The following is a 20,636-nucleotide window of genomic DNA, read 5'->3' as shown; positions in this document are numbered from 1 at the left end:
TGTCCTAACCGGCGGTCCCCAGTCGCGCAACGCGAGCCGGAGTCTCCTGGCGCGCGACTTGCCCATTTCAGGCCAGACCGTCTCGCTTTGGGACGGCGCCAAACAAACGCGAAGAGGGGCGGTGCATCCCATGGGTAATGACATCGACGTTCATCTTGGTAAGCGTCTTCGCCGTCGTCGGCGGCTCCTGGGCCTGACCCAGCAACAACTGGCCGGCGCCTGCGGCGTGCGGTTCCAGCAGATCCAGAAGTACGAGTGCGGCGCGAACCGCATCTCGGCGGCCCGCCTGTGGCAGCTGTCCGAAGCCCTAGAAGTGCCGGTTGGCTACTTCTATGACGGCCTCTCGGAACTGGCCCAGCGCGAACCGGCCAATGAGAGCGACGGCGGCGGCGAGATGTTCGCCCGCAAGGAGACTCTCGACCTGATCCGCGCCTACTACCAGCTGGGCGAGCGTCCGCGCCGCCGGCTGCTCGACCTCGCCAAGTCGCTGAATGGCGAACACGAGGCTGTCTGAACCTCCTCTCGTGAGTTTGGGGGGATATCGCGAGGGCGAGCGGCGGGATAAAGCGAGTGCATGCTCGCCCCCGACCGTCTCGCTGCTCTCGACAGCTTCCTGATCGACCTGAACCGCGCCTCCGCCGCCGCCATCGCCCCGCTGTTCCGGGCCGATCACGGTCTGGAGGACAAGGGCACGGCCACCTGGTTCGATCCCGTCACCGCCGCCGACAAGGGTGCGGAGGCGGCCATCCGCAAACTGATCGCCGAGCACTATCCCGAGCACGGGGTGATCGGCGAGGAGTACGGCGAGGACCGCCCGGACGCCGAGTGGGTGTGGGTTCTAGATCCTGTTGACGGAACCCGCGCCTTCATCGCCGGCCTGCCGGTCTGGACCACCCTGATCGCCTTGCGCCATCAAGGTCGCCCGGTCCTGGGCTCCATCGGCCAGCCCTATATCGGCGAGCTCTATATCGGCCATGCCGGAGGCTCGCGCCTGCTGGCCCGGGGCCAGGAGAAGGTGCTGAAGGTGCGCCCCTGCCCGCGCCTGACCGACGCCATCATCGCCACCACAGACCCGGAAGCCAACTTCACAGGCGCCGAGCTGGGCGCCTGGACCCAGGTCCGCGCGGCGGCCAAGCTCGCCCGCCTGGGCTGCGACGCCTACGCCTACGCCATGGTGGCGGCGGGCACGATGGACATGGTGATCGAGGCGGGGCTGAAGTCCTGGGACATCGAGAGCGCCATCCCCCTGATCGAGGGGGCCGGCGGCCTGGTCACCGACTGGCGCGGGAATCCCGTGGGCCAGACCGGCGGCCAGATCGTCATCGCCGGCGACCGGGCCTGCCTCGACGAGGCCCTGGTCGCCCTCAAGCGGTCGGCGAACTAGCTAGGTCTTCTTCGGCGCGGGCTTCGCAGCCGCCGGCTTCTTGGCCGCGGCGGGCGCCTTGGCGGCCGCAGGCTTGGCGGCGGGTTTCGCCGCGGCCTTGGGGGCAGGCTTGGCGGCGGCCGGCTTGGCCGGAGCCTTCGCCACGGGCTTCGGGGCAGCCTTGGCGGCGGGCTTGGGGGCCGCCTTGGGGGCGGCGGGCTTCGCAGCGGCCTTCGGGGCGGCGGCCTTGGCCGGAGCCTTGGCCACGGCCGGCTTGGCGGCGGGTTTCGCAGCCGGCTTCGCGGCGGCCTTCGGAGCCGTCTTGGGCGCGGCGGCCTTGGCCGGCGCCGCAGCCTTGGCGGCCGGCTTCGGCGCAGCCGGTTTGGCGGCGGGCTTGGGCTTGGCGGCCGCCTTGGGGGCGGCGGCTTTCGGCGCGGCCGCGGGCTTGGAGGCGGCAGCGGCCGGCTTCGGCGCGGCGGCGACGGGCGCCGGGGCTGGAGCGGGCGTCGGGGCGGGGGCCGCGGCCACCGGCCTGGCGGGGGCGGGCTTTGGCTTGGCGCCGGTGATCTTGCCGATCAGAGAGTCGAAGGCGGCCCAGAAGCCGGAGCGCTTGTCGTCGGTTTCCATAAGAATCTCATGATAGGAGCCAGCCACGCTGACGAACTCGCCAGCCGGCAGATTTGATGCGGCCGCTCGTTGCGCCGCGTCGACGACAAGCTTGTCGTCTCCGGCCGAAACGATGACCACGGGGATCTTCACGTCCCGCAGATGGGCGGGCTTGGACAGCCAAGCCGTCGCCCGGAACGCGAAATCGAGCCAGCCCCAGGTGGGGCTGCCCAGCGCCAGCTCGTTATGCGCGGCGATCTGGGCGCGGACGCGGGCAAAGCGCTTGGGGTCGTGGGTAAGCGCGTTGCCCTCGAAGCCTTCGTTGAAGGGATTGGCCGGCTGCTCGGCCACATAGCGCGAGCCGCGGCCGATCAGGCTGTTGAGGGTGGCCATCAGCTTGGCCTGGTAGAGCGGCGTCGCCCCGGTCTTCACCCCCAGCATCGGGGCGCACAGAACCGCGCCGGCGAAGCGGCGGGACTCGCCCTTGGCCAGGGCCAGCAGGGTCAGGCAGCCGCCCATGGAATGGCCGACGGCGATCCAGGGCTTGGGCAGGCGGCTCTCGAAGGCCGCCAGGATGGCGCGGTAGTCGGTGAGGAAGGTCTCGTAGCCATAGGCGTGACCCTTCAGGCGATCCGACAGGTCGCGGTGGGACAGCCCCTGGCCGCGCCATTCCTGAACCAGCACCGTGAAGCCGCGATCCATCAGCTCGCCGACCACCTCGAAATACTTCTCGATATGCTCGGTGCGTCCGGTGCTCAGCACCACCGAGCCGCGGGAGCCGCCCTTGGGCGAGAACAGGGCCGCGCGCAGCTTGGCGCCGCGCGCGCCCACCACCCACTCGGCCGACCCGCCGGAGGGGACCGGCGCCTCGGGGACAGCGATCAGGGGAGCGGCCTCAGCCATGCTCGGTCACCATCTTGGAGAACAGCGCCTGGACCTGGGGCTGCAGGGACATGGCCAGGCCCATGTCGGAGAGCCGCATGCGCCCCCTCATCACCGCCGTCATCGGATTGAGTTCGCGCTTGCCCATGGCCTTCAGGTCGGCCTTGCTGATGGTGATGGTCAGGTCGGCGGGCTTGTCGTCATTGCTGACCGTGCCGCCGTCGATGTGGATGAAGCCTTCGCCCTTGAGGTCGAACTTCACGGACTTGCCCAGGCCGGACTCGTGGCCGACGCCCGACTTCACCCGTTCGGTCAGTTCCTGCAAGCTCGCCAAGGATTCGGCCCTTCCACAGTTGATGGGGCCGCACCTTCGCCTCTCACGCGAATGATGTAAACGGCGACGCTTTTCCCAGGGTTAGCGGGAGGTTTCGACGCCCGCCGATCAGCCGGTCTTGACCGGCGCGGGACAGACGTCGCCCAGCCGGCGCGCATCGGTGGTGAAGCGGCCCCCCAGCGGCAGGCCGGCATAGGTGGTGTCCACGTCAGCCACCATCTTGAAGGTGGTGGGCGAATAGCTGCCGGTGGCCTCGATGGCGACCTGGCGGCCCTTCTTGCTGGCGCAAGAGCCCTTCAGCGTGATCTTGCCGTCCTGGAAGATCCGCGTCGGATAGGTGCAGGCGTAGTGGCGGTTGCTGGGCCCCAGGGTGAACTTGGCCACCTCCGAGGGCGTGATGCAACGCCGCTCCTTCTTGGTCTGGCTGATCACCGCCTGGACCTTGTTGGTCACCTCCCAATAGCCGGGCTGGATGGTGGAGTCCTGGGCGAACGCCGGGGCGGCGGCGGCGGCGAGAGCGATCAGTCCGAGGGTCAGTGTGCGCAACATGTTCCAAGCTCTAGGCCGAAGGATGCTGACAGAATACGGCATCGAGGTGGCTCAGGTCTGACACCGCGTGTCGGGTCCCGTTCATCTTGCACATCATGACGGCTCCACGCATAGTTGAGAATGCCTCGCAACAACGCTGGAGGACCGCCGTGAAGACCCTCGCACTCGCCGACCTCGACCAGATCTACCGCCCGCCCGGCAAGCTGGTGATCGACAAGTCCCTGGCCCATGTCGACAAGCACGGCCGCGGCTTCATCGCGCTGTCCCCCTTCTGCGTGGTCTCCTCGGCGGGACCGGACGGCGCCATGGACGTCTCGCCCCGCGGCGGGGAGCCAGGCTTTGTCCATGTCGGCGAGGACGGGGGCTCGCTCTTCCTGCCCGACCGGCCGGGCAACAACCGACTCGACACCCTGCGCAACCTGCTGGCCGGGTCCGGCCGGGTGGCGCTGATGTTCATGATCCCCGGCTTCGACGACGTCTATCGCGTGAACGGGCGGGCCAGCGCCAGCGCCGACCCCGAGCTGCTGAGCCAATTCGTGGAGTTCGGGAAACCGCCGCGCCTGGTGCTCACCATCGCTGTGGAGGAGGCCTTCTTCCACTGCCCAAAGGCGATCATGCGCGGCCGGCTGTGGGAGCCCGAGGCCCAGATCGATCGGTCGGCCCTGCCCAGCCTCTCCGAGATCGTCATGGACCAGCTGCAGATGGGCAAGCCGACCATCAGCGAGGCGCAGATCCTTGAGACCTACAAGACCCAGCTCTAGAGCTGTTCCCGTTTCGAATGAATCGAAACGGGGCTCTAGAGTCCTGACTTGGTCGCTCTTCCTGATCGCCTGACTTGATCCAAGTCAGGCGGGAAACGCTCTAGGCGCGCAGGGCCGCGATGGCGATCCGCGCCGCCGCGCCGATCTGGGCGTTGATCGCCGCGGCCCCGACGAAGGGTGCGTGCGCGCGGGTGAAGACGGCCACGGCGTAGCGCGCGCCGTCCGGCCAGCCGATCACCCCGATCTCATTGCGGATCCGTCCGAACAGGCCGCCGCTCTTGGCCGCCAGGGTCCCGCCGTCGGGGACGGCCGGCTCCAGGCGCCGCGTCACCTGCTGGCCCATCACCTCGCGCAGCATGGCGCAGGCCGGCGGCAGGGCCGCGGTGTCGGCCCAGATCGACGCCAGCAGGGTGGTCATGTCGCGCGCCGTGGTGCGAGACCCCCGCGCCGGGTCGAGGGCGGCGACGGCGTCGAGGCGGACGGGGTCGAGGCTGCCGGCCTGGGCCGCCGGGCCCAGCTTGCCGGCCTGGGCGGCCAGGAGTTCGGCGTAGGTGCGGAACTCCAGCTCCACCGCCATGGCGTCCAGCATCGCCTTCAGGTCGCTGACGATCCGGGTCTCGCGGCAGCCGCAGGTCAGGGCGCGGGCGTTGATGGCGTCCAGGCCGACGCGGGCGATCAGCAGGTCGGCAGCCGCGTTGTCGCTCAGCGTCAGCATCAGCCGGGCGAGATCGCGCAGGGACAGGCGCACCGGGTCCTGGAAATTCGAAATGCCCACCGGGCCGGGGGTCACCGCCGCCGGGCGGAGGTCCGTCTGCTTGGCGGGATCGATCGCCCCCTCCGCCGCCCGGGCGTAGAATTCCAGGGCGACCAGGACCTTGAAGACCGAGGCCGGGACCACGGGCCGGTCCGCCTCGAACGCCACCTCGGCGCCGGTGGCGAGGTCGCGGACGTGCAGGGTTCCATCGCAGCCGGCGGCGGCGAAGCCGGCCTGGAGCGTCGCGGCGATGTCGGGGGCGGCCATGGGCTCAGGTCGGCTTGATGAAGCGCAGGGTCATCCGGTCGCTCTCGCCGACGGCCTCGTACTTGGCATGGTCGAAGGTGGGGTCGTCGGGCTGGCCGCGGGGGGAGGAGCGGCGGACCGGTGGCAGGGTCCAGACCCCGAAGGGATGGTCCTTGGTGTCCTTGGGGTTGGCGTTGATCTCCGAGGCCTTGTCCAGGATGAAGCCGGCCTCCTGGGCAAGCTGGGCCACATAGGCCTGCTGCACGTAGCCGTCGGCGGCCAGGATGTCCTGCACCCCGCCCGCGTCGGCGCGGTGTTCCTCGACCCCCAGAATCCCGCCGGGCTTCAGGGCCACGAAGGCGTCATGGAAGGCCTTTTCGGCGATGCCGGCGGCCATCCAGTTGTGGACGTTGCGCAGGAAGAGGGCGAGGTCGGCCGACCCCGCCGGCGCCACCGCCCCGCTGGTGGGGCCAAAGGCGGTGATTTCCACATCGCCATAGAGCTTGGGCCGGGCGCGCAGCTTGCGCCGGTAGGCGGCCACGATCTCGGCCGAGGCCGGCTCGCCCGGATCGTTGGTCTGCAGGTCGGCGGCGAACAACTTGCCGTCGGTGGCCGCCAGGAAGGGGGCCAGGATGTCGGTGTACCAGCCGGCGCCCGGCCAGAACTCCACCACCGTCTGACCCGGCGCCAGGCGGAAGAATTCCAGGGTCTCGGCGGGGTGACGCCAGGGGTCGCGGGCCTTGTCGGCGGCGGTGCGCCACTCGCCGGCCACCGCCTGGGCGACCGTCATCGGTCCGGCCTTGGGCGCCGGCGCCTTGTCGGCCTTCTTGCCGCAGGCCGCCAGGGCCAGGCTGGAGGCGATCATCCCGCGTCGCGACAGCGAAACCATTGAGCCCATTGCGGAAGCGCACCCCTGATCGAAGACCTCAGGGGTGGTAGACTGCGCCGCGCGGGGGGTCAAAGCCGCGCCCTCAGCCGGGCTTCACGAAACGCAGGGTCATGCGGTCGCTCTCGCCGATGGCGTCGAACCTGGCGCGGTCGAAGGCGGGATCCTGGGTCTTGCCCCCTTCGGTGGTGTAGCGCGAGGGCGGCAAGGTCCAGACGCCGAAGGGATGGTCCTTGGTGTCCTTGGGGTTGGCGTTGATCTCCGAGGCGCCCGCCAGCTTGAAGCCGGCCTTCTGCGCCGCGGCCACCACGGTGGCCACGGCGACATAGCCGTCGCGGGCGTCGCCCTTCTGGGGCCGGGGATCGGCCCGGTGCTCCTCCACCGCCAGCACGCCGCCGGGCTTCAGCACGGCGTGGAAATCGGCCATGGCCTTGTCGAGCATCGGCGGCTGCCAGAGCCAGTTGTGGATGTTGCGGGCGGTGATGACCATGTCGGCGGACGCGGGCGCGCCCAGCGGCTTGGACTGGGACCCGAAGTTCACCAGGGCGACCTTTCCGAACTTGGTTTCGTCGGCGTACCGGGCCTCGAAGGCCGCGCGGCCCTTGCGCGCGCCCTCCGACAGGGCCGGATTGTCCAGGTCGGCGGCGCTGGCGATGTAGCGGCCGCCCGTGGCCTTGGCGTAGGGCGCCAGGATCTCGGTCCAGTAGCCGGTCCCCGGCGAGATCTCGATGACGGTCTGGCTGGGCTTCACGCCCCAGAAGGCCAGGGTCTCATAGGGGTGGCGGGCGCCATCGCGGACGGTGTTGGCCTCCGTCCGGACCGGGCCGGCGACGGCGGCCCTCAGCGCCTTGTCCTCCGCGGCCTGGGCGGCGGGCGCGAGGCTGATGAGGACCAGGGCGGAGAGCAGGGCGAGGGAGCGGCGGGACATCCGGGATCGAACCTTCAAGGTCAAGGGAGGTTCAAGGACCCTAAGGACCAAGCCTCTCCTGGCAAGGGGCGGGGCCATGACGTTTCCGTCAGAACAACCCCCTTGAAGGCGCAAAAGCCGTGCCTACCTATCCATTCGAAGGCGCTGGAAATCCGGGCCTTCCAGGCGGCGCGAGACTTCGGTGCGTGCTGAACCTGCATCCCTGAACTGCAACCTTGCTTACGCCAAGAAGGATGTGACCCACATGCGTACTCTCGATTTCTCCCCCCTCTATCGCTCCGTCGTCGGCTTCGACCGTCTCGCGGCCCTGCTCGAGACCGCCAGCGCGGACGCCGCCTCCGGCTATCCGCCCTACAATATCGAGCGGACCGACGAGAACGCCTACCGCATCGAGATCGCGGTGGCCGGCTTCCGTCCCGACGAACTGAATATCGAGGTGAAGGAAAACCTCCTTACCGTCCAAGGCCGCAAGACCGCCAATGACGACCAGCGCCGCTTCCTGCATCGCGGCCTCGCCGAGCGCGACTTCGAGCGCCGGTTCCAGCTGGCCGACTATGTGGTGGTGACCGAGGCCAAGCTCTCCGACGGCCTGCTGTCCATCGCCCTGAGGCGCGAACTCCCCGAGGCCCTGAAGCCCCGCCGGATCGAGATCGCCACGGGCGTCGAGACCGCTCCGCTGATCGAAGGTGAAAAGGCCGCCTGAGCCCCCTCTCCTCAGGCTGGCTCGATGGAAGGGCGGCGCGGCGACGCGCCGCCCTTTTTTCGTGGCCGCAGGGCGCGACCCGAAGTCGAAGGGTCGTCTCAATCGAGACGCCAGCACTACGACAAGGAAACGAGATGAACTCCAGACGACGCCCGGCGTTCAGCCTGGGCTCACGTCGGACATGGCGAACTCCGTGTTCGAAGTTTGCTTGGAGATGTCCGCCATGAAGACCTTGACCGCGGCGTGCGCCGCGACCCTCGTGGCGCTCGCCGCCTGCGCCCCCAAGGCCGAGAAGACCGTCGCCGCCATCGATCCCAAGGCGCCGCCGACCGATCAGACGCGCGGCCCCGGATCCCAGACCCTCGACCAGATGCTTGAGCGCAGCCGGGCCCGCTTCGCCGGCGCCGACCTCAATGGCGACGGCAAGGTCACCGCTGGCGAGCTGGACCAGGTCCGGGCCCGGCGGGACGCCGCTGGCGCCGGTCCGCGCCGAGGCGGCATGCTGATGCGCGCGGACGCCGATGGCGATGGCGCGGTCACCCTGGCCGAGGCGGAGACCCAGGGGCGCGAGCGCTTCGTCCGCCTGGACGCCGACCAGGACGGCCTGGTCAGCCGAGACGAGAGGCGTTCGGGCCTCCGACCGCCGAGCTAGAACGCCCCGTGCCGGCCCTCGCCGGCGGCGAAGCGGGCCGCGCCCTGCTGGGCAGAGCCCGAGCGCAGGGTCTCCAGGCCCAACTCCACCTCGTTGCGGGCGGCGGCCTCCCAGTCCATCGACCACTGGGCCAGGGCCGAGGTCCGGTCGCTGCGCAGGCAGGCCTGGGGGAAGGCCGACAGCTGCTCGGCCAGTTCGATCGCGGCCGCCAGGGCCTGGCCCCTGGGGACCAGGCGGTTGGCCAGGCCGATGGCGTAGGCCTCCTCGGCGGCCACCGGACGCCCGGTGAGGATCAGGTCCATGGCCCGCGAGTGGCCGATCAGCCGGGGCAGGCGCACGGTCCCCAGGTCGATCAGCGGCACCCCGAACCGGCGGCAGAACACCCCGAACACCGCGCCCTCCGCGGCCACCCGCAGGTCGCACCAGGCGGCCACCTCGATGCCGCCGGCCACCGCATGGCCCTCCACCGCGGCGATCACCGGCTTGGAAAGCGTCAGCCGGGTGCAGCCCATGGGGCCGAGATCGCCCTCCCGCAGCACCGCATTTCCCCGCCCCTCGCTCACCCCCTTGAGGTCGGCGCCGGCGCAGAAGGTCCCGCCTCGCCCCTGCAGGACGGCGACGTCCAGATCAGGATCGGCGTCGAAGGCCTTGAAGGCGTCGTAGAGCTGTTGGGCGGTGGGGGCGTCGACGGCGTTGCGGCTCTGCGGCCGCTCGATGGTGACGATGGCGACGCGGTCGCGGGTTTCCACACTGACGGTCTGCATGGCGATCCTCCTCCTTATGGAGGGCGCAGGCTACGCCTCTGACGCAGCGTCAGGGAATCAGGCCGCTCGCGCCAGGTCGAAGCCCAGGGTGGCGTGCAGCTGCACGTCGCGGACGCTGGCGCCTGACAGGCGGGAGTCGGTGAAATCGCAGCCCCGCAGGTCCGCTCCATCCAGGATCGCCCCGCTCATGTCGGCGCCCTGGGCCTGGGCGTAGCGCACCCTGGCGCCCTCGAAACTGGCCGCCGTCATCCGGGTGGCGCTGAGCGGCAGGGGCGCGAAGATGGCGCCGCGCAGATCGGCCTTGGTGAGGTTGACCCCGGCCATCCGGGCGCCGCGGGCGTCGGCGTCCTTCAGACAGATCCCGCGCAGGTCCGCGCCGTCGAACTGGGCGCCCTGCAGGTGGGTTCCGGTGAGATCCAGCCCCATCATGATCGCCCCCTTGGCGCTCATGGCGCTGAGCCGCAGGCCGCGCAGGCGGTTGGTCAGGGGCCGCAGGTCCTCGCCGTCGAACATGGCGGGCTTCCCCTCGCGGCCGCCGGTCTGGCACCAGAGATGGTTGGCCTTGGCGCGGGCGATCAGCTCCTCGACCCGGGCCATGGCTTCGGCGGTGGGGGCGTTCACCGCACCCTTCATGTTCGCGCCATAGGTGCGCGCGCTGCCGACGTCGACGCCGGTCATCACCGCGTCGGAGAGATTGGCGCCCTCGAAATTGGTGTTGGCCACCTCGGCGCCCTCCAGCATGGCGCCGCTGAGGTTGGCGTCCTTCAGGTTGGCGCCCGACATCTTGGCTCCCTTCAGGGAGCAGTCGGTGAAGTCCGAGGCGAAGACCGAGGCGTCGTTGAGCTGGGAGCCGTCCATCGTCGCGCCCACGAAGATGGCGTTGTCGAGCTGGCCCTCGCGGGTCTGGTGGACCACCGAGGCCAGGCCCTTGGAGGGATGCGGGATCGCCACCTGACCGACCCGGAAGTCGGCCTGGGTCAGGTCGGCCTGGGACAGGTTGGCCCCGCGCAGGCAGGCGCCCCGCAGATCTGCCCGCACCAGGCGCGCCCCGCGCAGGTCGGCCTTGCGCAGGTCGCAGCCGAACAGGATGGCGCGTTCCAGGTTAATCCCGGCCATCCGCGCGCCGTCGAAGATCGAGGCCGAGACGTCGGCGTCGGTCAGGTTGCGACCCGCCAGGTCGGCGCCGGACAGGTCTACGAATTTCAGGATCGCCCGCTTGCCCCCGGGACGGCCGCTCACGAACTTCTCGTGGGCGCTCACGATCAGCTCGATCTCGCCAGGCGAGAGCTTGCGTCGGCCGGAGAGGGTGACGGTCATTGAGGTGAGCTTATGGCGAACATCGGTTTCTGAAGGCCGGTCTAGACCTCCAGAAGCAACTGAACCGTTAAGCTTTACCGAGGGTGATTATATTGTTTCACCGAGACCTCGCGCGCCCCACTTCTGGGCGCCCGACAGATTGGCCTGTCGCAGCTGGGCGTTGGTGAAATTGGCCCGCGACAGGTCGGCGTCCACCAGCAGGACGTGGCGCAGGTCGGCCCGGGCCAGGTCGGCGTTCTTCAGGACGGCGCCGGTCAGGTTGCAGGGCAGGATGCGGTCGCCCCCCAGCAGCAGCGGCCCCATCTGGGCCTCGCGCAGGTCGGCGCTGGCGAGCTTCGCGCCCATCATGCGGGCGCCCCTCAGGTCGGCGCGTCGCAGGTTGCAGGCCCGCAGGTCCGCGCCCTCCAGATTGGCGCCCTGGAGCTGGACCCCCTCCATGTCGAGGCCGTAGAAGACCGCGCCCTTGGCCGAGAGCGCCGTCAGGTTGAAGCCGCGGACGGTCTCCAGCGCCCGCAGGTCGGCGTTGTCGAACACGCTGGGCGAACCCTCCGCGCCCCCGGTCTCGCACCAGCGGGCGTGGTCGCGGATCATGGTCTTGTAGGGCAGGTCCGACACCGACTTGCCCGAGGGCTGGTCGGTCAGCGCGCCGCGCATGTCGGCTTGGCTGACGTTCCAGGCGAAGGTCTTGGCGCCCACCAGGATGCAGTCGCGCATGTCCGCCCCGGCCAGGTCGGCCCCGGAAAGATCGGCGCCGGCCATGTTGGCCCCGGTCAGGTTGCACTGCTTGAGATTGGCGCGGACCAGCTTGGCGTCCTTGAGCACCGCGTCGGTGAAGTCGGCGCGGCAGGCCATCACCCCCGACAGCCGGGACCGCTCCAGGTTCGCCCCGGCCAGGATGGCGCCCTGCATCTCGCCGACGCGGTTGTGGTGCGTCACCATCTTCAGGCCCTGGGCGCGGTCGACGGCCGCGATCGAGCCCTCCCGCAGGTCACATTCGAAGAGGTCGGCGCCGGTGAGGTTGGCGTTGCGCAGACAGGCGCCGCGCAGGTCCGCCCGTCGCATGGAGGCCTCGGTGAGATTGGCGTTCTGCAGGTCGGCGCCGAACATGTTGGCGTGGTCCAGCCGGGCCCCCTGCAGCTGGCAGTCGGCGAGGATGGCGCCGGTGAAGTCGGCGTCGCAGAGATTGCGTCCGCGCAGATCCAGGCCGCTCAGGTTCTTCCAGGCGAAAACCGCGCGCGCGCCGCCGGGACGGGAGGTCCAGAGCCGGTCGTGCTTGGCGCAAATGGCGTCCACCTCCGACTGCTCGAGCGGGTGGACATCTTGGATCGTCGCGGTTTGAAGGGACATGACTACGCCTGAAACTGGCCTACTGTCCCCAATTTAGGGGGTCGTAATTAACATGCTGTTTCCACGACTTAGCGAAAATTACGGTGAATAAGCGCTAAGCTTTCGGGGGTTCGTAGTCGGCGTAGAGGGCCCGGGCCTCGGCCTCCAGGACGCCAAGCTCCACGGTGACGCCGGCCGCCCGCAACCGCTCCACCCCCCGCCCGGCCGCATAGGTCGAGAGGTCCTCGCAGGCGATCACCACCCGGCTCACGCCGGCGTCGGCCAGCCGCAGCGAACAGGAGGCCGTCCCGTTCGTGCGTTCGCCGCAGGGTTCGAGGGTGACATAGGCGATCGCGCCCCGCGCCGCGGCCCCGGCCTGGTCGAGGGCCTGCTCCTCGGCGTGCGGCCGCCCGCCCGCCTGGGTGGCGCCCTCGCCCACCACCGCGCCGCCGGCCACGATCACGCAGCCCACCGCCGGATTGACCCCGGTGTTCCCGAGATTGGTGCGGGCGAGCGCGATAGCGTGGCGCATATGGTCCTGGTCGGCGGTCATGCCCCGGTTGTGAGGCGCCCGGCCGCCCCGCCGCAACCCCGGAGAGTCCCCGGAGAGTTGAGCGCGTCCCGCCCCTCCCCCATAGTCGGGGCTTGAAGACCTGGAGGACTCGTGACCGACGCGCTGGTGATCAAGGGCCTCAACAAGACCTTCCGCGCGCCCGCGGTGGACGATCTCAACCTCACCGTGCGCTCGGGCGAGCTCTACGCCCTGCTCGGGCCCAACGGGGCGGGCAAGACCACCACCCTGCGCATGGTGGCGGGCCTGCTGAAGCCCGACTCCGGGGTGATCGAGATCTTCGGCGTCGACGCCCTGGCCGACCCCACCGCCGCCAAGCGCCTGCTGGCCTGGGCGCCGGACGAGCCCATGCTCTACGACCGGCTGACGCCGCTGGAATATCTGGAGTTCGTCGCCGGCCTCTGGGGGGTCGAGGCCCAGACGGCCCGTGACCGCTCCGAGGAGCTGCTGCGGATGCTGGGCCTGTGGGAGGAGCGCGGCCGCCGCTGCGAGGGCTTCTCCCGGGGCATGAAGCAGAAGACGGCCCTGGCCGGCGCCCTGATCCACGACCCCAAGCTGCTGATCCTCGACGAGCCCCTGACCGGCCTCGACGCCGGGGCCGCCCGCCAGGTCAAGGACCTGCTCAGCGCCCGCACCCGCGCCGGCGCCACCGTCATCCTCACCACCCACATCCTGGAGGTGGCAGAGCGGATGGCCGACCGCATCGGCATCATCCAGCATGGTCGGCTGCTCACCGAGGGCCGGCTGGAGGATCTGCGCGCCCAGGCCGGCGACGGCGCCGCCACCCTGGAGGACCTGTTCCTCGATCTCACCGGCCAGGACCAGGCGACCCCGGCGTGAGGCCCGGCTCGACCCTGTGGCTGCTGGCTCATGAGATGCGCCTGGGCTGGCGCGGCGTCCTGGCCCGCCGGGGCGAGAACCGCCGCAGCGGCTGGGTCGCCCTGATCAGCGTGGCCCTGGTCACCCTGCTGGCCGGCGTGCCCCTGGGCTTGATGATGCGGCGCATTGAGATCACCGTGACCCCCACCGGGATCGTGCTGGCCGACGTGGTCCTGGCGGTGATCTTCAGCCTGATGCTGTCCCAGACCGTGGCGGCGGCCGCCGACGTTCTCTACGACCGCGGCGACCTGGACCTGCTGTTCTCCTCGCCGATCTCGCCGCGCAAGGTGCTGACGGTGCGGTTCGCCGCCATCGCGCTGAATCTCTTCCTGGTGTTCTCGGCCTTCCTCGGACCGTTCCTGGTTCCCATCGCCCTGATCGCCCATCCGCCCTGGCTGGCGGCCTTCGGGGTGCTGGCGGTGATCGCCGTCGCCGCCACCGCCTGCGGTCTGGTCCTGGCGATGGCCATGTTCGCGGCCATCGGCCCGCGCCGCACCCGGACCATCGCCCAGGTGCTCTCGGCCCTGATCGGGGCCGGCTTCTTCCTGGTCACCCAGGCCCGCACCCTCTTCGGCCACGCCGCCGGTTCGGTCTGGAGCGACCTGATGGCCGCGGCGCCGGCCATCCCCCTGCCGCCCGCCGCCGCCCTGCCCCTGAAGGCCCTGATGGGCGATCCCGGCGCCCTGGCGATCCTGCTGGCGGCGGCCGTGGCGATGTTCGCCTGCGTGAATGTCTGGCTGGGGGGCCGCTTCGCCGCCGATTCCGCCGCCGCCGGCGGGGCCGAGGCCAGCGCCGTCAAGGCCCGCACCAGGCCGGTGGCCTTCACCGGCGGGGCCTTCGCCGCCACCGTGCGCAAGGAACTGCGGCTGATGGCCCGGGACGCGGCCCTGATGTCCCAGGTGATGCTGCGGGTGCTCTACCTGTTGCCGCTGGCCTTCGTGCTGCTGCGCAACGCCGGGGCGCGGGAGACGCTCGCCCTGCCGGGCGGGGCCGCGGCGCTGACCTTCGTCGCCGGCCAGGTGGCCGCCAGCCTGTCCTGGATCACCGTCTCGGCTGAGGACGCCCCGGACCTCATCGCCTGCGCCCCGACCCCGGTCTCCACCTTCCGCCAGGCCAAGCTGGCGGCCGCCTTCATGCCGGTGGCGATCCTGCTGACGCCGATCCTGGCCGTCCTCACGATGCTGTCGCCGGGGGTGGGCCTGGCGGCCACGGCGGGATGCGTCGCCACGGCGCTCGCCAACGGCCTGATCAACATCTGGTATCAGCGGCCGGCCAAGCGCGCCGAGTTCCGCCGCCGCCGGGGCTCCAGTTGGTTCTCCACCCTGGCGGAGCTCTTGGTGGGCGCCGCCATCGCCACCGCCACGGGCCTGGCCGCCGCTGGCCAGCCCTGGGCGGTCATCCCGGCCCTCGTCGCCGGGGTGCTGCTGCTGGCCATCCGCCGAACCGACGCCCAGATCGCCCAGGCGCTGCGGGCCGCGGCGCGCTAGCTTCCGTAGGTGGGCAGGGCGGTCGCCCGGCTCTCGTCCAGATAGCGTGCCGAGGTGGGCTTCAGGGACGCGTCCAGTTCGATCAGCAGCGGATTGCCGGTGGGGATCTCCACGTCGATGATCGCCTTGTCCGATAGGGCGTAGAGCAGCTTGACGATGGCCCGCAGGGAATTGCCGTGGGCGGCCACCAGCACGGTCTCGCCGGCCGAGAGCTTCGGGGCGATCTCGGCGGTCCAATAGGGGGCGACCCGGTCCAGAGTGGTCTTCAGGCTCTCGGTGTCGGGCAGGGTGGCGCCGGCGTAGCGGCGGTCCTTGCCGAAGTCGAACTCACCGCCGGGCGGAAGCGGCGGCGGCGGCACGTCATAGGACCGGCGCCAGATCTTCACCTGGTCGGCGCCGTGCTTGGCGGCGGTCTCGGTCTTGTTCAGGCCGGTCAGCCCACCATAGTGGCGCTCGTTCAGCCGCCAGTCCTTGATCTCCGGCACGAAGACCTGGCCCGCGGCGGTGAGCGCCAGCCAGCAGGTGCGGATCGCCCGGGTCAGGACCGAGGTGTAGGCGCGGTCGATCTGCAGGCCCGCGGCCTTGATCAGCTCCCCGCCCTTGATCGCCTGGGCCTCGCCCTCCGGCGTCAGGTCCACGTCCACCCAGCCGGTGAAGCGGTCCTCGAGGTTCCAGCGGCTCTGGCCATGGCGCAGCAGGATCAGGGTGGGCACGCGGAAACCTCCATTGTGGTGACGCGTGCGGGCTAGGGCGCGGGGGCCGGGGCGTCAAGGGTTCGCTGGCCCAGGCCGATTCGAGCCGCTATATGCGGACGACCATGCGTGACCGCCTGTTCTTCCCCGCCCTGGCCCTGGCCGCCCTGCTGATGGTGGCGCTCGCCGCCGTCTGGCCCCAGGGGCTGGGCGACCGTTCGTGGGGGGCCTTCGGACATACCCCGGTGCAGCGGACCCCGGCCATGCAGGCGGCGATGAAACGCGAATCCGACGCCTCCAACCAGCGTCTCAACCAGGCCCGGCAGGCGGTTTCCGACCTGCAGAGCCAAGCCATATCGCCGACCCAATGACCGATTTCGACGCCGTGGCCGTGGGCCGCCGGGTGCTAGCCGCCGAGGCCAGCGCCCTGACCCAGCAGGCCGACGGCCTGGGGGAGGCCTTCGCCAAGGCCGTGGACATCCTGCACGCCGCCAAGGGCAAGATCGTCTGTTCCGGCATCGGCAAGTCCGGCCACGTGGCGCGCAAGATCGCCGCCACCTTCGCCTCCACCGGCGCGCCCGCCTTCTTCGTCCACGCCAACGAGGCCAGCCACGGGGACCTGGGCATGATCGCCGAGGGCGACGTGGTGCTCTGCCTGTCCAAGTCCGGCGAGGTGAAGGAGCTGGCCGACGTCCTGGCCTATTCGCGGCGCTTCCACATCCCGCTGATCGCGCTCACCGCCGATCCGCAAAGCGCGCTCGGCAAGGCCGCCGACGTGGTGCTGCAGCTGGCCGACGCCGCCGAGGCCACCGCCGAGGTCAAGGCGCCCACCACCTCGACCACCCTGCAGATCGCGCTGGGCGACGCCCTGGCCGTCGCGCTCTTGGAACGTCGCGGCTTTACGGCCCGGGACTTCAAGACCTTCCACCCCGGCGGCAAGCTGGGCGCCATGCTGCGCACCGTCGGCGACCTCATGCACGGCGCCGACGAGCTGCCCCTGGTCTCCCTGGACACGCCCATGGCCCAGACCCTGCTGGTGATGACGGAAAAGGCCTTCGGCATCGTCGGCGTCACCGGACCAGACGGCGCCCTCCAGGGCGTGATCACCGACGGCGACCTGAGACGCCACATCGACGGCCTGATGGGCCACACCGCCGGCGAGGTCATGACCCCCGGGCCCAAGAAGACCGCGCCCCCCGGCATGCTGGCCGGCGAGGCGCTGACCCTGATGAGCGACCCCCTGCCCATGGTCACCGTGCTCTTCGTCGTGGAGGGCCAAAAGCCGGTCGGAATCTTGCGCGTTCACGACCTGGTGCGCGCCGGCGTGTAGCAAACGTCACGAAACACAAGTTCAAGGCTCGCGTTCGCATGGTCTTAAGGCCTCAAGACCTTTAAGACCCCTGCACGAACACGTCCGATGGAGTTCCGATGCTTCCTGTCCCGCGCGCCGACCTCGTCCCCAATACCCTCGACTACGAAATCTATCCGCTGGTGAAGGCCACCGGCTTCCGGGAATACGACGCGCGCTGGCTGCTGGGGCCCGACATCAATCTCCTGGGGATCGAGGCCCTCGGCGTCGGCCTGGGGACCTATATCCAGGAGCTGGGCCAGAAGAAGATCGTGGTGGGCCATGACTTCCGCTCCTATTCCATCTCCGTGAAACAGGCCCTGACCGTTGGCCTGCTGGCCGCTGGCTGCGAGGTGCTCGACATCGGCCTGGCCCTGTCGCCCATCGCCTATTTCGCCCAGTTCGACCTCGACGCCCCCTGCGTGGCCATGGTCACCGCCAGCCACAATGAGAATGGCTGGACCGGCGTGAAGATGGGCGCCCAGCGCCCCCTCACCTTCGGCCCCGTCGAGATGGGCCGCCTGAAGGAGATCGTGCTGGGCGGCCTGGGCAAGTTCCAGCCCGGCGGCTCCCTGACCCATGTCACCGGCGTCCCCGAACGCTACGTCGCCGACATCGTCGCCCGCGTGGCGGTGAAGCGTCCGCTGAAGGTGATCTGCGCCTGCGGCAACGGCACCGCGGGCGCCTTCGCCCCCGACGCCCTGCGCAGGATGGGCGTCGAGGTGGTCGAGATGGACTGCGAGCTCGACTGGACCTTCCCGCGCTACAATCCCAATCCCGAGGACCACGAGATGCTGCAGGAGATGGCCAAGGCCGTCCGCGAGCACGGCGCGGACCTGGCGCTCGGCTTCGACGGCGACGGCGATCGCTGCGGGGTGGTGGACGACACCGGCGAGGAGATCTTCGCCGACAAGATCGGCCTGATGCTGGCCCGCGACCTCTCGGCCCTGTACAAGGACGCCACCTTCGTCGTCGACGTGAAGTCCACCGGGCTCTACGCCACCGACCCGGTCCTGGCCGCCAACGGCGCCAAGACGGTCTACTGGAAGACCGGCCACTCCTACATCAAGCGCAAGACCGCCGAACTGGGCGCCCTCGCCGGCTTCGAGAAGAGCGGCCACTTCTTCTTCAACGATCCCCTGGGGCGCGGCTACGATTGCGGCCTGACGGCGGCGGCCGCCATCCTGGCGATGATGGACCGCAATCCGGACAAGAAGCTCTCGCAGCTGAAGGACGCCCTGCCCATCGCCTACACCTCGCTGACCATGTCCCCCCACTGCGGCGACGAGGTGAAGTATGGCGTGGTGGACGACGTGGTGGCCGAGTACGAGGCCCTGGCCCTGGCCGGCGGGACCATCCTGGGACGGAAGATCGTCGAGGTCATCACCGTCAATGGCGTCCGCGTGGCCCTTGAGGACGGCTCCTGGGTCCTGGTGCGCGCCTCCTCCAACAAGCCCGAGATCGTGGTGGTGGTGGAGAGCACCCAGTCCGACGCCGACATGCGCGCCCTCTTCCACGAGGAAGTGAAGCCGCGCCTGGGCAAGCGCCCGCAGGTGGGCGCCTACAACCAGCAAGTCTGAAGCCGCGGCGCCACTTTTGCTGCGCCGCAAAAAGATGTACCGGCCTGACGCAGGGCCGCGCGAACCTTGAGGAAGATCGATGCACGTGACGATGATCGGCACCGGCTATGTGGGCCTGGTGAGCGGGGCCTGCTTCGCCGACTTCGGCCATGACGTGATCTGCATCGACAAGGACGCCGGCAAGATCGAGCGGCTGCGGGCCGGCGGGATACCGATCTTCGAGCCTGGGCTGGACGTGCTGGTGGCCCAGAACGTCAAGGCCGGGCGCCTGTCCTTCGACACCGAGGCCGCCGCGGCGGTCGCCAAGGCCGACGCGGTGTTCATCGCCGTGGGCACGCCCTCGCGCCGCGGCGACGGCCATGCCGACCTCTCCTATGTCTATGCCGCCGCCGAGGAGATCGCGGGCCTCTTGGACGGCTTCACGGTGATCGTGACGAAGTCCACCGTGCCGGTCGGCACCGGCGACGAGATCGAGCGCATCATCAAGGCCAAGCGCCCCGACGCCCAGTTCGCCGTGGTCTCCAACCCGGAGTTCCTGCGCGAGGGCGCGGCCATCGAGGACTTCAAGCGTCCCGACCGCGTGGTGGTGGGCCTGGAGGACGAACGCGCCCGGCCGGTGATGACCGAGCTCTACCGCCCCCTCTATCTGAACGAGACCCCCATCGTCTTCACCAGCCGCCGCACCAGCGAGCTGATCAAGTACGCCGCCAACGCCTTCCTGGCCCTGAAGATCACCTACATCAACGAGATCGCCGACCTCTGCGAGGCCCTGGGCGCCGACGTCCAGCACGTGGCCAAGGGCATCGGCCTGGACAAGCGGATCGGCGGCAAGTTCCTCAACGCCGGTCCCGGTTACGGCGGCTCCTGCTTCCCGAAGGATACGCTCGCCCTGGTGCGCACCGCCACCGACGCCGGCAGCCCGATGCGGCTGATCGAGACCACGGTGGAGATCAACGACGCCCGCAAGAAGGCCATGGCGACCAAGGTGGCCAAGGCCCTGGACGGCGACCTGGCCGGCAAGACCATCGGGGTGCTGGGCCTGACCTTCAAGCCCAACACCGACGACATGCGCGACGCCCCGGCCCTGGACATCATCCCGGCCCTGCAGAAGCTGGGCGCCAAGGTCCAGGCCTACGACCCCGAGGGGGAGGAGGCCAAGCACATGCTCAAGGATGTCGACTTCAAGGACGACGCCTACGCCGCGGCCACGGGCGCCGACGTCCTGGTGCTCATCACCGAATGGGATCAGTTCCGGGCGCTGGACCTCGACCGCATCAAGGACCTCATGAAGGCCCCGGTCATGGTCGACCTGCGCAATGTCTACAAGCCCGAGGACCTGCGCTCGCGCGGCTTCAAATACGCCTCCATCGGGCGGGCCTGAACCCGCTCGAAACGGCTATTGCGGCAGGGATCAAGCATGGAAATGGCGCTCGCCCATGGCGAGACGCGTCACGCCCCTTTGGGGGCGTCGATCGGCGGCGGCCGAACCTGCGCGGTCTTACTTGGCCAGCAGGTTGAGAAGCTCGGTCCCGATCCAGAGAGCGCCGGCCCAGAAGGCCACGGCGAGAAGCGCGACGAAGGCGAGGCATGCGATCGAGCTTGCGGCTCGGGCCGGTCCTCGCGTCACGCCCGTGATGACGGGGTTACGCTGCATGTATCCTCCCAGAACTCTTCTTCATTCCCGCCGGTCGAGCGGCGGGAACATTACGAAGCTGACATGAATCTGGGGGCTTGAACACCCAATTCGGCTTGGCTTCAGGTCTCCGCCGCGGCCCGGGCCTTCAAATGGGCGTGTAGGGCGCAGATTTCCCCCTCAGCTCCCGGAGGTCAGGCGGCAGCCTTCTTCACCGCGCCGACGATGTCGCGGACCACGTCGCGGACCAGCTTCTCGTCGTCGCCCTCGGCCATGACCCGGATCAGGGGCTCGGTGCCCGAGGCGCGGACCACCAGGCGTCCCGATCCATTCAGGCGGATCTCGGCGGCGGCCAGCACCTTCTTGACCTGCTCG

23 protein-coding genes and 1 pseudogene are annotated in these 20,636 nt (G+C 69.9%); 12 read left to right on the top strand and 12 right to left on the bottom strand.

The window, feature by feature from the left end; genetic code table 11:
* The first annotated feature begins 130 nt into the window (after positions 1-130).
* Together Q7T09_RS04525 and hisN are read left to right on the top strand one after the other, a co-directional pair.
* Entirely contained in the window at positions 131-514 is a 384-nt protein-coding gene (locus tag Q7T09_RS04525) for a helix-turn-helix domain-containing protein (protein ID WP_370689201.1), read from the top strand.
* A gap of 60 nt (positions 515-574) precedes the next feature.
* On the top strand, positions 575-1,384 hold the full coding sequence (gene hisN / locus Q7T09_RS04520; RefSeq protein WP_304697992.1) for a histidinol-phosphatase: 810 nt from the start codon (positions 575-577) through the stop codon (positions 1,382-1,384).
* On the opposite strand, the gene Q7T09_RS20460 is transcribed toward hisN, so the two are convergent.
* The 3 genes from Q7T09_RS20460 to Q7T09_RS04505 all read right to left on the bottom strand — a co-directional run bounded on the left by Q7T09_RS20460 (position 1,385) and on the right by Q7T09_RS04505 (position 3,734).
* A complete protein-coding gene (locus Q7T09_RS20460; protein ID WP_370689200.1) occupies positions 1,385-2,872 on the bottom strand; it encodes an alpha/beta fold hydrolase in 1,488 nt (495 codons plus the stop codon). It lies immediately after the preceding gene.
* Positions 2,865-3,185, bottom strand: a complete 321-nt coding sequence (locus Q7T09_RS04510) for an SCP2 sterol-binding domain-containing protein (protein WP_304697991.1) — start codon at positions 3,183-3,185, stop codon at positions 2,865-2,867. The genes Q7T09_RS20460 and Q7T09_RS04510 overlap by 8 nt, the downstream gene beginning before the upstream one ends.
* A 108-nt stretch (positions 3,186-3,293) precedes the next feature.
* Positions 3,294-3,734: a DUF3617 family protein gene (locus Q7T09_RS04505; RefSeq protein WP_304697989.1), complete on the bottom strand. Its 441-nt coding sequence runs from the start codon at positions 3,732-3,734 to the stop codon at positions 3,294-3,296.
* Between the two features lie 149 nt (positions 3,735-3,883).
* Here Q7T09_RS04505 and Q7T09_RS04500 point away from each other — a divergent pair, with 149 nt between their 5' ends.
* Positions 3,884-4,495, top strand: coding sequence for an MSMEG_1061 family FMN-dependent PPOX-type flavoprotein (locus Q7T09_RS04500; RefSeq protein WP_304697986.1), 612 nt, complete (start codon positions 3,884-3,886; stop codon positions 4,493-4,495).
* Between the two features lie 100 nt (positions 4,496-4,595).
* On the opposite strand, the gene Q7T09_RS04495 is transcribed toward Q7T09_RS04500, so the two are convergent.
* The 3 genes from Q7T09_RS04495 to Q7T09_RS04485 all read right to left on the bottom strand — a co-directional run bounded on the left by Q7T09_RS04495 (position 4,596) and on the right by Q7T09_RS04485 (position 7,309).
* Positions 4,596-5,516, bottom strand: coding sequence for a serine hydrolase (locus Q7T09_RS04495; protein ID WP_304697984.1), 921 nt, complete (start codon positions 5,514-5,516; stop codon positions 4,596-4,598).
* Between the two features lie 4 nt (positions 5,517-5,520).
* The gene (locus Q7T09_RS04490) at positions 5,521-6,360 is read right to left on the bottom strand and encodes a class I SAM-dependent methyltransferase (RefSeq protein WP_370689199.1); all 840 of its coding nucleotides are present in this window, start codon (positions 6,358-6,360) and stop codon (positions 5,521-5,523) included.
* Between the two features lie 106 nt (positions 6,361-6,466).
* On the bottom strand, positions 6,467-7,309 hold the full coding sequence (locus Q7T09_RS04485) for a class I SAM-dependent methyltransferase (RefSeq protein ID WP_304697981.1): 843 nt from the start codon (positions 7,307-7,309) through the stop codon (positions 6,467-6,469).
* A 244-nt stretch (positions 7,310-7,553) separates the two neighbouring features.
* On the opposite strand from Q7T09_RS04485, the gene Q7T09_RS04480 reads away from it, so the two are divergent.
* Positions 7,554-8,012, top strand: a complete 459-nt coding sequence (locus Q7T09_RS04480) for an Hsp20 family protein (protein ID WP_304697979.1) — start codon at positions 7,554-7,556, stop codon at positions 8,010-8,012.
* Positions 8,013-8,235: 223 nt separating this feature from the next.
* Positions 8,236-8,664: an EF-hand domain-containing protein gene (locus Q7T09_RS04475; protein ID WP_304697977.1), complete on the top strand. Its 429-nt coding sequence runs from the start codon at positions 8,236-8,238 to the stop codon at positions 8,662-8,664.
* Here Q7T09_RS04475 and Q7T09_RS04470 read toward each other — a convergent pair.
* From Q7T09_RS04470 to Q7T09_RS04455, 4 genes are all read right to left on the bottom strand, one after another.
* Positions 8,661-9,428, bottom strand: a complete 768-nt coding sequence (locus tag Q7T09_RS04470) for a crotonase/enoyl-CoA hydratase family protein (RefSeq protein ID WP_304697975.1) — start codon at positions 9,426-9,428, stop codon at positions 8,661-8,663. The genes Q7T09_RS04475 and Q7T09_RS04470 overlap by 4 nt on opposite strands.
* Before the next feature lie 57 nt (positions 9,429-9,485).
* Positions 9,486-10,745, bottom strand: a complete 1,260-nt coding sequence (locus Q7T09_RS04465) for a pentapeptide repeat-containing protein (RefSeq protein WP_304697972.1) — start codon at positions 10,743-10,745, stop codon at positions 9,486-9,488.
* A gap of 87 nt (positions 10,746-10,832) precedes the next feature.
* Positions 10,833-12,092, bottom strand: a complete 1,260-nt coding sequence (locus Q7T09_RS04460) for a pentapeptide repeat-containing protein (RefSeq protein ID WP_304697970.1) — start codon at positions 12,090-12,092, stop codon at positions 10,833-10,835.
* Positions 12,093-12,186: 94 nt separating this feature from the next.
* Entirely contained in the window at positions 12,187-12,624 is a 438-nt protein-coding gene (locus Q7T09_RS04455; protein ID WP_304697968.1) for a bifunctional diaminohydroxyphosphoribosylaminopyrimidine deaminase/5-amino-6-(5-phosphoribosylamino)uracil reductase RibD, read from the bottom strand.
* A 111-nt stretch (positions 12,625-12,735) separates the two neighbouring features.
* Between Q7T09_RS04455 and Q7T09_RS04450 the strand changes: the two genes are divergently transcribed.
* Complete coding sequence (locus Q7T09_RS04450; protein WP_304697966.1) at positions 12,736-13,482, top strand: ABC transporter ATP-binding protein; 747 nt, start codon at positions 12,736-12,738, stop codon at positions 13,480-13,482.
* Positions 13,479-15,008, top strand: coding sequence for a hypothetical protein (locus Q7T09_RS04445; RefSeq protein ID WP_304697964.1), 1,530 nt, complete (start codon positions 13,479-13,481; stop codon positions 15,006-15,008). The genes Q7T09_RS04450 and Q7T09_RS04445 overlap by 4 nt, the downstream gene beginning before the upstream one ends.
* Here the strand turns inward: Q7T09_RS04445 and gpmA are convergent.
* On the bottom strand, positions 15,005-15,721 hold the full coding sequence (gene gpmA, locus Q7T09_RS04440) for a 2,3-diphosphoglycerate-dependent phosphoglycerate mutase (protein ID WP_304697962.1): 717 nt from the start codon (positions 15,719-15,721) through the stop codon (positions 15,005-15,007). The two genes, Q7T09_RS04445 and gpmA, sit on opposite strands and share 4 nt — an antisense overlap.
* A gap of 104 nt (positions 15,722-15,825) precedes the next feature.
* On the opposite strand from gpmA, the gene Q7T09_RS04435 reads away from it, so the two are divergent.
* From Q7T09_RS04435 to Q7T09_RS04415, 5 genes are all read left to right on the top strand, one after another.
* Positions 15,826-16,071, top strand: a complete 246-nt coding sequence (locus Q7T09_RS04435; RefSeq protein ID WP_304697961.1) for a hypothetical protein — start codon at positions 15,826-15,828, stop codon at positions 16,069-16,071.
* Positions 16,068-17,030, top strand: a complete 963-nt coding sequence (locus Q7T09_RS04430; RefSeq protein ID WP_304697959.1) for an SIS domain-containing protein — start codon at positions 16,068-16,070, stop codon at positions 17,028-17,030. Before Q7T09_RS04435 ends, Q7T09_RS04430 begins: the two co-directional genes overlap by 4 nt.
* Positions 17,031-17,128: 98 nt before the next feature.
* Positions 17,129-18,628: a phosphomannomutase/phosphoglucomutase gene (locus Q7T09_RS04425; RefSeq protein WP_304697957.1), complete on the top strand. Its 1,500-nt coding sequence runs from the start codon at positions 17,129-17,131 to the stop codon at positions 18,626-18,628.
* 79 nt (positions 18,629-18,707) lie between these two features.
* Complete coding sequence (locus Q7T09_RS04420; RefSeq protein ID WP_304697955.1) at positions 18,708-20,009, top strand: UDP-glucose/GDP-mannose dehydrogenase family protein; 1,302 nt, start codon at positions 18,708-18,710, stop codon at positions 20,007-20,009.
* A gap of 36 nt (positions 20,010-20,045) precedes the next feature.
* Positions 20,046-20,363: a hypothetical protein gene (locus Q7T09_RS04415; protein ID WP_304697954.1), complete on the top strand. Its 318-nt coding sequence runs from the start codon at positions 20,046-20,048 to the stop codon at positions 20,361-20,363.
* A gap of 92 nt (positions 20,364-20,455) precedes the next feature.
* On the opposite strand, the pseudogene Q7T09_RS04410 reads toward Q7T09_RS04415, so the two are convergent.
* A pseudogene (locus tag Q7T09_RS04410) lies at positions 20,456-20,636 on the bottom strand (phosphoglucosamine mutase); the annotation flags it as partial.

Source organism: Phenylobacterium sp., from assembly GCF_030645195.1.
In the GTDB taxonomy this organism is placed as follows: Bacteria; Pseudomonadota; Alphaproteobacteria; order Caulobacterales; family Caulobacteraceae; genus Phenylobacterium.
This window is presented reverse-complemented; position numbering and strand designations above follow the sequence as displayed.

Bases quoted from the DNA above. Each gene is read 5' to 3' on its own strand.
- hisN (WP_304697992.1), top strand. From the start codon at position 575: ATGCTCGCCCCCGACCGTCTCGCTGCTCTCGACAGCTTCCTGATCGAC.
- Q7T09_RS04505 (WP_304697989.1), bottom strand. From the start codon at position 3,734: ATGTTGCGCACACTGACCCTCGGACTGATCGCTCTCGCCGCCGCCGCC.
- Q7T09_RS04460 (WP_304697970.1), bottom strand. From the start codon at position 12,092: ATGTCCCTTCAAACCGCGACGATCCAAGATGTCCACCCGCTCGAGCAG.
- Q7T09_RS20460 (WP_370689200.1), bottom strand. From the start codon at position 2,872: ATGGCTGAGGCCGCTCCCCTGATCGCTGTCCCCGAGGCGCCGGTCCCC.
- Q7T09_RS04425 (WP_304697957.1), top strand. From the start codon at position 17,129: ATGCTTCCTGTCCCGCGCGCCGACCTCGTCCCCAATACCCTCGACTAC.
- Q7T09_RS04480 (WP_304697979.1), top strand. From the start codon at position 7,554: ATGCGTACTCTCGATTTCTCCCCCCTCTATCGCTCCGTCGTCGGCTTC.
- Q7T09_RS04475 (WP_304697977.1), top strand. From the start codon at position 8,236: ATGAAGACCTTGACCGCGGCGTGCGCCGCGACCCTCGTGGCGCTCGCC.
- Q7T09_RS04485 (WP_304697981.1), bottom strand. From the start codon at position 7,309: ATGTCCCGCCGCTCCCTCGCCCTGCTCTCCGCCCTGGTCCTCATCAGC.
- Q7T09_RS04455 (WP_304697968.1), bottom strand. From the start codon at position 12,624: ATGACCGCCGACCAGGACCATATGCGCCACGCTATCGCGCTCGCCCGC.
- Q7T09_RS04430 (WP_304697959.1), top strand. From the start codon at position 16,068: ATGACCGATTTCGACGCCGTGGCCGTGGGCCGCCGGGTGCTAGCCGCC.
- Q7T09_RS04525 (WP_370689201.1), top strand. From the start codon at position 131: ATGGGTAATGACATCGACGTTCATCTTGGTAAGCGTCTTCGCCGTCGT.
- Q7T09_RS04420 (WP_304697955.1), top strand. From the start codon at position 18,708: ATGCACGTGACGATGATCGGCACCGGCTATGTGGGCCTGGTGAGCGGG.
- Q7T09_RS04415 (WP_304697954.1), top strand. From the start codon at position 20,046: ATGGAAATGGCGCTCGCCCATGGCGAGACGCGTCACGCCCCTTTGGGG.
- Q7T09_RS04490 (WP_370689199.1), bottom strand. From the start codon at position 6,360: ATGATCGCCTCCAGCCTGGCCCTGGCGGCCTGCGGCAAGAAGGCCGAC.
- Q7T09_RS04435 (WP_304697961.1), top strand. From the start codon at position 15,826: ATGCGTGACCGCCTGTTCTTCCCCGCCCTGGCCCTGGCCGCCCTGCTG.
- Q7T09_RS04470 (WP_304697975.1), bottom strand. From the start codon at position 9,428: ATGCAGACCGTCAGTGTGGAAACCCGCGACCGCGTCGCCATCGTCACC.
- Q7T09_RS04495 (WP_304697984.1), bottom strand. From the start codon at position 5,516: ATGGCCGCCCCCGACATCGCCGCGACGCTCCAGGCCGGCTTCGCCGCC.
- Q7T09_RS04465 (WP_304697972.1), bottom strand. From the start codon at position 10,745: ATGACCGTCACCCTCTCCGGCCGACGCAAGCTCTCGCCTGGCGAGATC.